Source organism: Escherichia sp. TW09308, assembly GCF_000208565.1.
Lineage (GTDB): Bacteria > Pseudomonadota > Gammaproteobacteria > Enterobacterales > Enterobacteriaceae > Escherichia > Escherichia marmotae.
Map to the genome: position 1 here is coordinate 3,164,598 of NZ_AEME01000001.1, position 14,058 is coordinate 3,178,655.

The following is a 14,058-nucleotide window of genomic DNA, read 5'->3' on the forward strand; positions in this document are numbered from 1 at the left end:
GATTTATAGATGCATTAATTGTCTGAATTCTTTAACTTTGCTGCGGCTGACAGGCACTTCAAAATCCAGATCTTTCAGTCGCAGAATGTAGGTGTTATTAAACCACGGTTCGATTTCGCGGATTTTGTTCAGATTGACACAAAATGAGCGATGGCAGCGGAAAAAATGCGACGGCGGCAATTTGCTGCAAAACTCGGTGATGTTCATCGGCATCACGTAGGATTCACGCCGCGTATAGACAAAGGTCATTTTTTCGTGCGCTTCGGCGTAATAGATATCATTAATTGGCGTGACGATAATTCGCTCATCTTTCACCAGATTAATGGTGTCATTCTCCCGCGTTACTGTTACCGCAGGCGTACTGCTGGTTTGCTGTTGCTGCCAGGCCGCTTCCAGTTTTTGTAGCATCCCGGTGATGCGTGATTCCTGATACGGTTTGAGAATGTAGTCAAACGCCTCCAGTTCAAACGCTTCTACCGCATGTTCTTTCCACGCGGTGATAAACACAATAAACGGTTTATGGGCGAACTGGCTGATGTTTTGCGCCAGCAGCACGCCATCCAGCGACGGAATATTGATATCCAGAAAAATGGCGTCGACGCGGTTATGTTGCAAAAACTTCAACACGTCCAGACCGTCGTCAAAGGTGCCGACAATCTCCATCTGGCTATGCTCTTTAATTAGCCAGCTCAGTTCCTGTTGCGCCAGGAATTCGTCTTCAACAATGATGACTTTCACAATATCACTCCGGCTCAAAGCAATAACGTAGCCTGTGAGGCGACAGGGGTGCGTTGGTTAGGAATGTAAAACGCAATTTCCGTTCCGGGTTCCAGACGGCGGATATGCAGCCCCTCGCCATACAATAACTTCACGCGATGATGCACATTCAACAGGCCTATTTTATTACCTGGCATTTCGTTCGCTTCGACTCGTTCAATCACTTGTGGATCGATGCCGTGCCCGGTATCTCTGACCGCAATGCGGACCCGATTACCGCACTCTGCGACGCTAATAGTTACAACACCTTTTCCTTTACAGGGTTGAATGCCGTGGACAATGGCGTTCTCCACCAACGGCTGAATCAGCAGGCTGGGAATACAGCAATTCACCTCTTCATCAATATCATAGATAACCGTCAGCTTGTCACCAAAGCGGGCCTGCTCAATGGCGATATAGTCTTTGATTTGATATAGCTCTTTTTTAATATCGATTTGCTCATCGTCTTTTAATTCAATGTTATAGCGCAGATAACGCGACAGATTAAAGATCAACTGGCGAGCGGTATCTGGATTCAGACGAATCGATGAGGAGATTGCGTTCAGTGCGTTAAACAGGAAATGGGGATTAATTTTACTTTGCAGGGCGCGAAGCTCTGCCTTATTTGCCATTTCACGTAACTGCTCGGCACGGGAAACCTCCAGTTGGGTGGAGATAATTTGCGACAGTCCTACCGCCATCTCCTGTAATGAGGACGTAATCTGGTGCGCGTGGCAGTAGTAAATTTTCAGCGTTCCGGTCACAACGCCTTTCTCCCACAATGGGATCACCAGCATCGAGTGGATTTCCGGTGTGCGGTGGGCTTCATCATTGTTTTTAATGATGATTTTCCCATAATTCATCGCCTGACGCGTCGTTGGGCTAATGAAGTCATCGCCATTCTGGTAGTTATGCTCGCCCACACCGACATAGGCCAGCACATGCTCGGTATTGGTAATTGCCACCGCGTCGGCGTGAATGTCGTCACGGATAATTTCACAGACTTTACGTAACGATTCGCTATTCACGTGACGAAACAGCGGCAGGGTTTTATTGGCAATATCCAGCGCCAGCTTGGCCTGCCGCGCAGCGCTGGCCTCTTTTTCGCCTTCAACGCTTTGCACCAGCAGTACAATAAAGCCGATACAGACACTGCCGAGGATCATCGGAATCCCGATTTTGGAGACGATATCCAGCCCCAGCTCGGTGGTTGGTGCCCAGACAATCACCAGAATCATGGTTAGTGTTTCGCAGAGCATACCGCCCAGAATACCGACGCGCCAACGCTGCGCTTTGGGGATTTTCAGGTTAATCCAGCCAGAAATACAGCCCGCCAGAATACTGGTGATAAAGCAGGGGATCGCCGTCACGCCTCCAATATCAATAAGATAGCGGTGAATCCCGGCTATTACGCCGGTAATGATGCCCACCCACGGGCCAAATAAAATCCCGCCTGACATTACCGCAATAATACGCACGTTAACCAGCGAGCCTTCCACCGGCACGCCGGACCAGGTGCTGAACAGGGCGAACAACGAGAAAATGGCGGTAACGGCAAGCAACTCTTTTGGTGAGTGCGCCGACTTGTGTAACAACTCGCGAAACAGGCGGATACGAATAAGGAAGAACAGGCAGATAAGCATTAACGCTGCCCGATCGAAGACCGCTAGCAGCATGTTGAATATTTCGTGCACGGGTAACTCTGGATAAGGATTAAACCTCTATGATAGGTAACCTGAGGGCTGATGACCAGCAGACCATTTTTGAGGAAAAACCACAAATTTAAAAGGGGATTGTCAGGTAAATGGTGCATTGGCAATACATATCTTGATAATGCACATCAGGTTGGTAAATTTATTGAAATTATAATGTTAATTAATGTGGTGGTGTTTTCTTGGGAAAAGGTGAGAATTTCCTGTTTTATTACTGATGTTCCTCTTTTATGGCAGCAAAAATTTTTTTGCTAAAACGCTCGACAGACAGATTTTATTCAGGCTATTTTCAAAACAGCCACCTATCGTGGTAGCGTCGCTCGGACGGTCCGGGCGCTCACGTTAATCTGAGGAAATTATGGCTGACACTCGCCCTGAACGTCGCTTTACGCGTATTGATCGTCTCCCGCCTTACGTTTTTAACATTACCGCTGAACTGAAAATGGCTGCGCGTCGGCGCGGCGAAGATATTATCGATTTCAGTATGGGTAACCCTGACGGCGCAACTCCGCCGCATATTGTTGAAAAGTTATGCACTGTAGCACAGCGCCCGGATACGCACGGTTACTCCACTTCACGCGGCATTCCACGGTTACGTCGCGCCATTTCTCGCTGGTATCAGGATCGTTACGACGTTGAAATCGACCCGGAATCAGAAGCCATCGTCACCATTGGCTCGAAAGAGGGGCTGGCGCACCTGATGCTGGCGACGCTGGATCACGGTGATACGGTGCTGGTGCCTAATCCCAGCTACCCGATTCATATCTACGGTGCGGTGATTGCCGGGGCGCAGGTACGTTCAGTACCGCTGGTGGAGGGTGTTGATTTTTTCAATGAACTGGAACGTGCTATTCGCGAGAGTTATCCGAAACCGAAGATGATGATCCTCGGCTTCCCGTCGAACCCAACCGCGCAATGCGTGGAACTGGAGTTCTTCGAAAAGGTTGTTGCGCTGGCGAAACGCTACGATGTGCTGGTGGTTCATGACCTGGCTTATGCCGATATCGTCTACGATGGCTGGAAAGCGCCGTCAATTATGCAGGTTCCGGGCGCACGCGACGTAGCGGTCGAGTTCTTTACGCTGTCGAAAAGTTACAACATGGCAGGCTGGCGTATCGGCTTTATGGTTGGCAACAAAACGCTGGTCAGCGCGTTGGCACGCATCAAAAGCTATCACGATTACGGCACCTTTACACCGTTGCAGGTGGCGGCTATTGCGGCGCTGGAAGGCGATCAGCAGTGTGTGCGCGACATTGCCGAACAGTATAAGCGCCGTCGCGATGTGCTGGTAAAAGGGCTGCATGAAGCGGGCTGGATGGTCGAAATACCGAAAGCCTCAATGTATGTTTGGGCAAAAATCCCGGAACCATATGCAGCGATGGGCTCTCTGGAATTTGCCAAAAAGCTGCTCAATGAAGCGAAGGTTTGCGTCTCGCCGGGTATCGGTTTTGGTGACTACGGTGACACCCATGTACGCTTTGCGTTAATTGAAAACCGTGACCGCATTCGTCAGGCTGTCAGAGGTATCAAAGCAATGTTCCGCGCTGATGGCTTACTGCCAGCCAGCAGTAAACATATTCACGAAAACGGCGAATAAATGTATTCTCAGAAAAGCAAACAGGAGCCAGACGGCTCCTGTTTTTCATTGCACAGTTTGCTTTTAGATCATCAGGGCAAAAGTACCGGCCCAAACGATGACCATAAAAGAAATGCCCATAAAGAAATATTTCACTTTACATCTCTCCGCGTAATTACTGTTACGCCTGAATGACTTCACTACATCTGGTACAGTGAGTTGACACCGGGCAAAACGACCTTAAAAGTCCTCAGCTTTGCCGTGGGCATCATCCCAGAATTCTGAGCTGATTTGCTCGAGACGGCGCTAATGTACGCCTAAAACTAAATTGAAACAAGTGGCATTTTCTTATTTACTTTTAGTAACTTACGAGTGTCTCATATCGACGACAGTTTAATTTCTGCCAGTAATAATTCACGATTTAGCGAAGGGAAAAGCCTTAAGAAAAAAGCCATAAAAACCATTGAGTTATTGTGGCTAATTTGAAGAGGGAAAGAGAACGGGTCGTTTGTTAAACGTATAACGACGCTTCACCCACCGGACGTGTTTTGAAGCGGCGGTGGATCCAGAGATATTGCTCCGGTGCACGCATAATCTCTTTCTCAATAACCTTGTTCATATAAGCGGCAGCCTGACATTCATCAGTCGGGTAACCTTCCATTTCTGGGGTGATATACAAACGGTATCCGCTGTAATCGGCTTTTCGAACCATTGTCACAGTCAACATGGCGGAACCTGAAAGGCGAGACAATACGTAGGTGCCATTGGTTGTTGCGACATTTTCTACCGCAAAGAACGGGGCGAAGGAGCTACCCTTACGACCATAATCCTGGTCGGGGGCAAACCATACGGCTTCACCTTTTTTCAAAGCGCCGACAATACCGCGCAGATTATTTCTGCCGATCATCGCTTTGTTAGAGCGCATGCGACCACGAGTCTGCACCCATTCCATCAACTGGTTATTATGCGGACGATAAGTTGCCATCATTGGCTGGCAAAGTCCCATTACGCGGCCACCCAGTTCCAGCGACATAAAATGTACGCCGACGACCATTACGCCACGATTTTGCATTTGTGCGCGTTGCAGGTTATCCAGGCCTTCGACATCAAACCACTTACGCACGCGACGATCGGGCCAGAACCACGCCATTCCGGTTTCAACCAGCGCCATACCAAGCGAGCGAAAGTTTTCGGCAATGATCTTCTCGCGTTCTTCAGAAGAATGCTGCGGGAAACAAAGTTCAAGGTTTTTACGCGCGATGGATTCGCGACGTTTCAGAAATGGTCTGGCCATCGTGCCGATACGTGTGCCAAGAAAGCACAGAACAGGATAAGGAAGTTGTACCCAAAGCCAGAGTACGCCAAGACCAAACCACGTGAGCCAGTAGCGAGGATGGAGAAACTCGCGGGAAAATTTGCGTTGTGGAAACATAGTTACCTTCTGTAGATACTAATTGTTGTATCGCAGAAGATTCCATGTCGACAGCGGTACACTCAATATATTAGGCCATCATGTACGACAATGGTTCCTGTAAAGAGTGTAAAGACTAGCCAGGACAAAACCACGAGGAGCATGAATGCGGTACTTCTACTGTAACACTGGCAGATCGTTTTCAGCCACTTTTTATTAATCATGCTGAATAAATATTTTTCCACCTGACAAAGAACCGTTTGTAACACCTTGTTTTAACTCCACTGCTGGTCGGGTAAGAGAAGAATGTTGATAAATTGTTGCGTAAATTGCAAGTATATAAGGATTGTCTTACTATAAAAGTAACTGAAGTTACAGGTTTTTTAGCACGGCAGGAGGTTGAGCTATGATTTATTTATGGATGTTTCTCGCGCTTTGCATTGTCTGTGTTAGTGGGTATATCGGTCAGGTACTGAATATAGCATCTGCCGTTTCTTCTTTTTTTGGCATGGTGATCCTTGCCGCACTCATTTATTACTTCACTATGTGGTTAACTGGCGGTAATGAGCTGGCAACGGGGATATTTATGTTTCTTGCCCCGGCTTGTGGCTTGATGATCCGCTTTATGGTGGGGTATGGAAGGCGGTAATGAGGGGGAGATATGGTGTCCCCTGCAGGAATCGAACCTGCAATTAGCCCTTAGGAGGGGCTCGTTATATCCATTTAACTAAGAGGACAATGCGGCATGAGTATAACCGCTATTAAACAGCGGAGTAAGTACACCGCCGCTCGATTGCTTAAACCCTCGCCACTTACACCGGGTTTTTATCATTTTTCTTAATAGTTTCCGCACATTCTGCTTTCTGGCGGGCCTCTTCTTTACGCTTGTTACTCATATCGTTGCGGATCTGTGCATGGCTCATTAACGCGAAGATGAAAGTGCCGCCGCAAATATTCCCCGCCAGAGTAGGTAGCGCAAATGGCCAGATGAAATCGCTCCAGTGCAGCGTGCCGTTAAATACCAGATAGAGGATCTCTACAGAACCCACGACGATGTGAGTGGTGTCACCCAGGGCGATAAGCCACGTCATTAATATAATTACCACAATCTTTGCCGCTCCTGCCGCAGGGAACATCCATACCATTGTGGCTATCAGCCAGCCGGAGATAATCGCGTTGGCAAACATCTCGCTGGGGGTGTTTTTCATTACATCCATGCCGATTTTGACAAACGCATCGCGGGTTTCTTCATTAAAGATAGGCATATACTCAAACGCCCACGCCGCAATACCTGTTCCAAGAATATTACCCAGCAACACGACGCCCCATAACCGCATCAGTAAGCCGATGTTGCCGATAGTCGGTTTTTGCATTACCGGCAGTACCGCAGTTACGGTATTCTCAGTAAATAATTGCTGGCGTGCCATAATGACGATAATAAAACCAAAGGTATAACCCAGATTCTCCAGCAAAAAACTCCCCGGTACACCTTCCAGTTCGACATGAAATATACCTTTTGCCAGTAGCGAAGCGCCCATCGACAGGCCCGCAGCAATAGCTGACCACAGTAGCGCCATTGCGTCGCGTTCCAGCTCTTTTTCGCCGTCCTGGCGGATATGCTCGTGAATAGCCATCGCTCTGGAGGGGAGTCGGTCTTCATCTATTTCTATTTTTTTCCCGCGTTCTTTTTCTTCACTCTCTACTTCAAGTTCGTCGCTGTGTTTATCTATTTTGTCGTTATCCATGGTGTCGTCTCTTGAATTAGCACGCATAGCTAAAGCGTAGCGGCTTTTTTGCTCGCAACTGGCGGGAGTTACTCTGAAAATGTATAAAAGGCCGCGTTTGCCTTTTTCTGTTTCTACGGAATCAAGTAGCCTACAGGGCGGCGATTACCAGGCTATGATCAAATCAGCATTTCAGGGCGTCTGGACATCAGTTGACGTGCTGCTACAATCGCCCACACCTAAACAGGCGGATACGGTATCGTTCCGTCATGGATGGCAAACTGCATAAGCCATAAAAAACAGGGAGACATTTATGAAGCTTCGCCTGTCGGCGCTTGCTCTGGGAACTACGCTTCTGGTGGGGTGTGCGAGTTCCGGTACAGATCAGCAAGGGCGTTCAGACCCGTTAGAAGGGTTCAACCGCACCATGTACAATTTTAACTTCAATGTGTTAGACCCGTATGTGGTTCGACCGGTAGCTGTCGCCTGGCGTGATTATGTTCCGCAACCGGCGCGTAACGGTTTGAGCAATTTTACCGGCAACCTTGAAGAACCTGCGGTGATGGTTAACTATTTCCTGCAGGGCGACCCTTATCAGGGGATGGTTCACTTTACCCGCTTTTTCCTGAACACCATTTTGGGGATGGGCGGCTTTATTGATGTTGCGGGGATGGCGAATCCGAAACTGCAACGTACTGAACCTCACCGTTTTGGTAGTACGCTCGGTCACTATGGCGTGGGCTATGGGCCGTATGTTCAGTTACCGTTCTACGGTAGTTTCACGCTGCGTGATGACGGCGGTGATATGGCAGATGCTCTTTACCCGGTACTTTCCTGGTTGACCTGGCCGATGTCTGTGGGTAAATGGACGCTTGAAGGGATCGAAACCCGTGCGCAGTTGCTGGATTCCGACGGTCTGCTTCGTCAGTCGTCCGATCCTTATATTATGGTTCGCGAGGCTTACTTCCAGCGTCATGATTTCATCGCCAATGGCGGCGAACTCAAACCGCAGGAAAACCCGAACGCGCAAGCGATTCAGGATGATTTAAAAGATATCGATTCTGAATAAGATGCAAATAAAAAAGGTGAGTCGTAAAACTCACCTTTTTTCTTATTAAGCTAACGTGTTATTAGAACGCGTAGTTAAAGTTAGTCCCGAACAGCCAGGCTTTACCTTCAGACTCGAATTGATATGGACCTTCGTTGATCTTCACGCTCTGACCGTGCATATAAGAGACGCCGACATCTACAGAAGCATCTTTATTAAATGCGTAAGTAGTACCTGCGCTCAGCCAGAAACGGTCCTGATCCGGAATGGAGATAGAACGGTTCTGTGCCGGAACTGGGCTGTCATCGAAGGCAATGCCGGTACGGAAGGTCCAGTTATCATCGTAGTAATAAGTTGTACCCAACGCGATGCGGTAAGCATCTTTAAAGCCTTCATGTTTCTGGAACAGCGTGTCGCCACCGGTTGAGGTTGCTTTCAGTTGTTGGAACTGACTCCAACTGGTGTAAGCCAGGCTATAGTGAATCGCCCACTGCGGATCAACACGGTTATAACCAGACACTTCCCACATTTCAGGCAGGTTCAGCGTCAGATAACCCGACTGCGTTGCGCCACCTGTAGCACCAGGCAAACCGAGATTGTAGTTATTCAGGCCAATTGGCAAGTCGCTGCTGTAGTTACCTTTGAAGTCAATTTTTACCTCAGAACGGTAGGTCAACGCGTAGCGGTTGTTTTTATCCAGTTCATACAGGATCCCGGCGTTCCAGCCAAAGCCCCACTGGTTGCCGTTCAGATGAGCAATTTTGGTGTTACTTTCAATATCATTAGCGGCTGCAGCCAGCGCTTGTCCCTGTGGTGTCCGTCCGGCGGGAGATTGCATAATCTGACCAGCAACCAGTTGCCCCAGATCACCTGCAAAACGTTCAATTTTTGCACGAGCATAGACGGCGTTAAGACCAAGACCGAAACTCCAGGCGTTGTTTAAGCGGTAGGCACCGCTTAAATTCATATTCACGGTTTCGAGGTCGGTTGTACCACCGACAGAACCGCCTGCATAAGTGTCATTAAACTCTGTCGCCAGACCATAGTTAGAGGTAATGGAAGCCCCCCAACCAAATTGGTCGTTAATCGGCGCAACAAAGTGTGCGTTCGGAACCCATGCTGTAGGTGCGATGTTATCCGCGTCGAGGCTACGACCAGACGGAGAAGTTCCGCTGATATTCACATCCGGATCAATATAAACCGCACCCGCAGAAAAAGTCGGGCGGTCAAACATGGTAATCAACGCGGGGTTACGGCTGACATTACCAGCATCATCGGCAATAGCGCCTTCCCCTGAATAAGCCCGACCCAGGCCAGAGGAAGAAAATTCGTTTAACTGAAAGCCTGCCGACCAGGCCTGGGTGGAGATAAGTGCCACTGCGACTGCGAGAGCAGACTTTGTAAACAGGGTTTTCTGGCTCATGACCATAACCTCAATAATTTATTTTTATACAAACTATGTTACGTGCTGTAACAGGAGCGCGAAGTGTAGGGGCTGATGTACATCTTAGAAATCAGACCAGTGGCGAGAGTATAGGTCTGACCAGATGGAATGTTGCAAGTATGTTTCTATATTTTTTCAAATATGATCTAAGAAACGCGATCCAGTTGGCAAAATTTGGAGGTGGCGCACTCATTCATCCAGGTGAATTTTGTTTTAGATCATTTTTAAGTGTGATTTCGGTCACTTATCTGATTTTGCAGAATTAACAACTGGAGCAGCACTTTTCAGAAGCGTAAAATATCCGTAACGTTTATCTGGCACCTTGGGTGCACATACAGAGGAAATCAACGATGAGTAAATGTAGTGCTGATGAAACCCCGGTTTGCTGCTGTATGGATGTTGGCACCATTATGGACAACTCCGATTGCACCGCGTCTTACAGCCGCGTGTTTGCAAACCGCGCAGAAGCAGAACAAACGCTGGCGGCGCTGACTGAAAAAGCCCGTAGCGTAGAATCCGAACCATGCAAAATCACCCCGACTTTCACTGAAGAGTCTGACGGTGTTCGCCTGGATATTGATTTCACTTTTGCCTGCGAAGCTGAAATGCTGATTTTCCAGTTGGGTCTGCGTTAATTCCTCTCGGGTACATACGCCCCTGCCAGTTCAGTTGTTGGCAGGGGCGTTTTATTTTATCTTCTTCTTTTCTCTCTGTGTCATAGCTCCCACTTTCCCTTTTCTCCACTTGGCTAAATGTAAAAAAATAGTTAAGACTATGATCAGGTCAGACCACTTTATGTCTTTTTTTACAGGGGAGTGTTATGGGTCAGGTTTTACCGCTGGTTACCCGCCAGGGCGATCGCATCGCCATCGTTAGCGGGTTACGTACGCCTTTTGCTCGCCAGGCAACGGCTTTTCATGGCATTCCCGCTGTTGATTTGGGGAAGATGGTCGTCGGTGAGCTGCTGGCACGTAGTGAGATCCCCGCCGAAGTGATTGAACAACTGGTCTTTGGTCAGGTTGTGCAAATGCCAGAGGCTCCCAATATTGCGCGTGAAATTGTTCTTGGCACTGGAATGAACGTCCATACCGACGCATACAGCGTCAGCCGAGCTTGCGCTACCAGTTTCCAGGCGGTTGCGAACGTGGCCGAAAGCCTGATGGCGGGAACCATCCGCGCCGGTATTGCTGGCGGGGCCGATTCCTCTTCGGTATTGCCAATTGGCGTCAGTAAAAAACTGGCGCGCGTGTTGGTTGATGTCAACAAAGCCCGCACGCTGCGCCAGCGTCTTAAACTCTTCTCCAGCTTGCGTTTGCGTGACTTAATGCCTGTTCCGCCTGCGGTAGCGGAATATTCCACCGGTTTGCGAATGGGCGATACCGCCGAACAAATGGCGAAAACCTACGGTATCACCCGCGAACAGCAAGATGCACTGGCGCACCGTTCGCACCAGCGTGCTGCCCAGGCATGGTCAGAAGGCAAACTCAAAGAAGAGGTGATGACCGCCTTTATCCCTCCTTATAAACAACCCCTCGCGGAAGACAACAATATTCGCGGTAATTCCACGCTTGCTGATTACGCAAAACTGCGTCCGGCATTTGACCGTAAACACGGAACGGTAACTGCGGCGAACAGTACGCCTCTGACCGATGGCGCGGCGGCAGTGATCCTGATGACCGAATCGCGAGCGAAAGAATTAGGACTGGTGCCGCTGGGATATCTGCGCAGTTACGCGTTTACCGCTATTGATGTCTGGCAGGACATGTTGCTCGGTCCGGCCTGGTCAACGCCGCTGGCGCTGGAGAGAGCAGGCCTGACGATGGCCGATCTGACATTGATTGATATGCATGAAGCATTTGCCGCCCAGACGCTGGCAAATATTCAGTTGCTGGGTAGTGAACGTTTTGCCCGCGATGTGCTGGGGCGTGCACATGCCACTGGCGAAGTGGACGATAGCAAATTTAACGTGCTTGGCGGTTCCATTGCTTATGGTCATCCCTTCGCGGCAACCGGCGCGCGGATGATTACCCAGACATTACACGAACTTCGCCGTCGCGGCGGTGGATTTGGTTTAGTAACCGCCTGTGCCGCAGGTGGACTTGGTGCGGCAATGGTTCTGGAGGCGGAATAATGGAAATGGTATCGGCTTTTACCCTCAATGTACGTCTGGACAATATTGCCGTCATCACCATTGACGTTCCCGGCGAAAGAATGAATACCCTGAAGGCAGAGTTTGCCTCGCAGGTGCGCGCCATTATTAAACAACTCCGCGAAAATAAAGAACTTCGAGGCGTAGTGTTTATCTCCGCTAAACCGGACAACTTTATTGCCGGTGCAGACATCAACATGATTGGCAACTGCAAAACCGCGCAAGAAGCGGAAGCACTGGCGCGGCAGGGCCAACAGTTGATGGCGGAAATTCATGCTTTGCCAGTTCCTGTTATTGCCGCCATTCACGGCGCTTGCCTGGGCGGTGGTCTGGAGCTGGCACTGGCGTGCCACGGTCGTATCTGTACAGACGACCCTAAAACCGTGCTCGGCTTGCCGGAAGTACAACTTGGGTTGTTACCTGGTTCAGGCGGCACCCAGCGTTTACCGCGCCTGATCGGCGTCAGCACAGCACTAGAGATGATCCTCACTGGCAAGCAACTACGGGCAAAGCAGGCGTTAAAGCTGGGGCTGGTGGATGACGTCGTTCCGCATTCTATTTTACTGGAAGCCGCTGTAGAGCTGGCGAAGCAGGAGCGTACAGTTTCTCGGACTCTCCCGATTCGTGAACGAGTGATGGCCGGGCCATTAGGTCGTGCGCTGTTATTCAAAATGGCAGGCAAGAAAACAGAACAGAAAACCCAGGGCAACTACCCGGCGACAGAACGCATTCTTGAGGTTATCGAAACAGGATTAGCGCAGGGCTCCAGTAGCGGTTATGACGCTGAAGCACGGGCCTTTGGCGAACTGGCAATGACATCGCAATCACAGGCTCTGCGTAATATCTTTTTTGCCAGTACCGACGTGAAGAAAGATCCTGGCAGCGATGTTGCCCCCGCCCCATTAAATAGCGTGGGGATATTAGGTGGTGGCTTGATGGGGGGTGGTATTGCTTACGTTACAGCCGGTAAAGCGGGGCTACCTGTAAGAATTAAAGATATCAACGCCCAGGGCATAAATCATGCTTTGAAATACAGTTGGGATCAGTTGGAGGGGAAAGTGCGCCGCCGGCATATCAAAGCCAGTGAACGCGACAAACAATTGGTGCTGATTTCAGGTTCTATGGATTATCACGGTTTTTCCCATCGCGATCTGATTATTGAAGCAGTGTTTGAAAATCTCGAATTAAAACAACAGATGGTGGCGGAAGTGGAGCAAAACTGCGCCCCTCATACAATTTTTGCCTCCAATACCTCATCTTTACCGATTAGCGATATTGCCGCTCACGCCTCACGACCAGGGCAGGTTATCGGCCTGCATTTCTTCAGCCCGGTAGAAAAAATGCCGCTGGTAGAAATCATTCCTCACGCCGGGACATCGGCGCAAACCCTCGCCACTACGGTAAAACTGGCGAAAAAACAGGGCAAAACGCCAATCGTGGTGCAGGATAAAGCCGGATTTTACGTTAATCGCATTCTGGCACCTTACATTAATGAAGCTATCCGCATGTTGACCGAAGGTGAGCGTGTTGAGCACATTGATGCCGCACTGGTTAAATTTGGTTTTCCGGTGGGACCAATCCAACTTTTGGATGAGGTAGGAATCGACACAGGGACTAAAATTATTCCTGTACTGGAAGCAACTTATGGAGAACGTTTTAGTGCGCCTGCAAATGTTGTTTCTTCAATTTTGAACGACGATCGCAAAGGTAGAAAAAATGGCCGGGGTTTCTATCTTTACCGCCAAAAAGGGCGTAAAAGCAAAAAACAGGTTGATCCCGCCATTTACCCGTTGATTGGCGCGCAAGGGCAGGGGCGACTGTCCGCACCGCAGGTTGCTGAACGGTGTGTGATGTTGATGCTGAATGAAGCAGTACGTTGTCTGGACGAGCAGGTTATCCGTAGCGTGCGAGACGGGGATATTGGCGCAGTATTTGGAATTGGTTTTCCGCCATTTCTCGGTGGTCCGTTCCGCTATATCGATTCTCTCGGCGCGGGCGAAGTGGTTGCAATAATGCAACGACTGGCCGTGCAATATGGTTCCCGTTTTACCCCTTGCGAGCGTTTACTTGAGATGAGCGAGCATGGGGAAAGTTTTTGGAAAACAACTGCAACTGACCTGCAATAAGAAGGTCAAAGCTATATGAATCCGCGCTGAATGGTGGAGTCATGGTTAAAATGTAAACGCATATTGACTATACTTACGCCATTGAGGTAAAAAACAGCGTTTCATTCGGTGA

12 protein-coding genes and 1 tRNA gene are annotated in these 14,058 nt (G+C 49.3%); 6 read left to right on the forward strand and 7 right to left on the reverse strand.

The window, feature by feature from the left end; genetic code table 11:
• Nucleotides 1-3: 3 nt before the first annotated feature.
• The gene (gene ypdB / locus ESM_RS0114995; protein ID WP_001516812.1) at nucleotides 4-738 is read right to left on the reverse strand and encodes a two-component system response regulator YpdB; all 735 of its coding nucleotides are present in this window, start codon (nucleotides 736-738) and stop codon (nucleotides 4-6) included.
• Nucleotides 739-752: 14 nt separating this feature from the next.
• Entirely contained in the window at nucleotides 753-2,450 is a 1,698-nt protein-coding gene (gene ypdA, locus ESM_RS0115000; RefSeq protein WP_000544386.1) for a two-component system sensor histidine kinase YpdA, read from the reverse strand.
• A 376-nt stretch (nucleotides 2,451-2,826) separates the two neighbouring features.
• On the opposite strand from ypdA, the gene alaC reads away from it, so the two are divergent.
• Nucleotides 2,827-4,065, forward strand: coding sequence for an alanine transaminase (gene alaC, locus ESM_RS0115005; RefSeq protein WP_000785926.1), 1,239 nt, complete (start codon nucleotides 2,827-2,829; stop codon nucleotides 4,063-4,065).
• Nucleotides 4,066-4,128: 63 nt separating this feature from the next.
• On the opposite strand, the gene ypdK is transcribed toward alaC, so the two are convergent.
• Nucleotides 4,129-4,200, reverse strand: coding sequence for a membrane protein YpdK (gene ypdK / locus ESM_RS1000000127850; protein ID WP_010723117.1), 72 nt, complete (start codon nucleotides 4,198-4,200; stop codon nucleotides 4,129-4,131).
• A gap of 355 nt (nucleotides 4,201-4,555) precedes the next feature.
• Complete coding sequence (gene lpxP, locus ESM_RS0115010; RefSeq protein WP_000484419.1) at nucleotides 4,556-5,476, reverse strand: kdo(2)-lipid IV(A) palmitoleoyltransferase; 921 nt, start codon at nucleotides 5,474-5,476, stop codon at nucleotides 4,556-4,558.
• Nucleotides 5,477-5,861: 385 nt separating this feature from the next.
• On the opposite strand from lpxP, the gene ESM_RS0115015 reads away from it, so the two are divergent.
• Complete coding sequence (locus ESM_RS0115015) at nucleotides 5,862-6,104, forward strand: YfdY family protein (protein ID WP_000639873.1); 243 nt, start codon at nucleotides 5,862-5,864, stop codon at nucleotides 6,102-6,104.
• A 13-nt stretch (nucleotides 6,105-6,117) separates the two neighbouring features.
• Here ESM_RS0115015 and ESM_RS0115020 read toward each other — a convergent pair.
• A tRNA-Arg gene (locus ESM_RS0115020) sits at nucleotides 6,118-6,192 on the reverse strand.
• A gap of 75 nt (nucleotides 6,193-6,267) precedes the next feature.
• Complete coding sequence (locus tag ESM_RS0115025) at nucleotides 6,268-7,200, reverse strand: formate/nitrite transporter family protein (protein ID WP_000368110.1); 933 nt, start codon at nucleotides 7,198-7,200, stop codon at nucleotides 6,268-6,270.
• 292 nt (nucleotides 7,201-7,492) lie between these two features.
• Between ESM_RS0115025 and mlaA the strand changes: the two genes are divergently transcribed.
• The gene (gene mlaA, locus ESM_RS0115030; protein ID WP_000776778.1) at nucleotides 7,493-8,248 is read left to right on the forward strand and encodes a phospholipid-binding lipoprotein MlaA; all 756 of its coding nucleotides are present in this window, start codon (nucleotides 7,493-7,495) and stop codon (nucleotides 8,246-8,248) included.
• A gap of 61 nt (nucleotides 8,249-8,309) precedes the next feature.
• On the opposite strand, the gene fadL is transcribed toward mlaA, so the two are convergent.
• Nucleotides 8,310-9,650 carry a long-chain fatty acid transporter FadL gene (fadL, locus tag ESM_RS0115035; protein WP_001516804.1) on the reverse strand — a complete coding sequence of 447 codons (1,341 nt, stop codon included), beginning with the start codon at nucleotides 9,648-9,650 and terminating at the stop codon, nucleotides 8,310-8,312.
• A gap of 371 nt (nucleotides 9,651-10,021) precedes the next feature.
• Here fadL and ESM_RS0115040 point away from each other — a divergent pair, with 371 nt between their 5' ends.
• From ESM_RS0115040 to fadJ, 3 genes are all read left to right on the forward strand, one after another.
• Complete coding sequence (locus ESM_RS0115040) at nucleotides 10,022-10,306, forward strand: YfcZ/YiiS family protein (RefSeq protein WP_001296261.1); 285 nt, start codon at nucleotides 10,022-10,024, stop codon at nucleotides 10,304-10,306.
• 185 nt (nucleotides 10,307-10,491) lie between these two features.
• The gene (fadI, locus tag ESM_RS0115045; RefSeq protein ID WP_000531934.1) at nucleotides 10,492-11,802 is read left to right on the forward strand and encodes an acetyl-CoA C-acyltransferase FadI; all 1,311 of its coding nucleotides are present in this window, start codon (nucleotides 10,492-10,494) and stop codon (nucleotides 11,800-11,802) included.
• Complete coding sequence (gene fadJ / locus ESM_RS0115050; RefSeq protein WP_000426253.1) at nucleotides 11,802-13,946, forward strand: fatty acid oxidation complex subunit alpha FadJ; 2,145 nt, start codon at nucleotides 11,802-11,804, stop codon at nucleotides 13,944-13,946. The genes fadI and fadJ overlap by 1 nt, the downstream gene beginning before the upstream one ends.
• Nucleotides 13,947-14,058 lie beyond the last annotated feature (112 nt).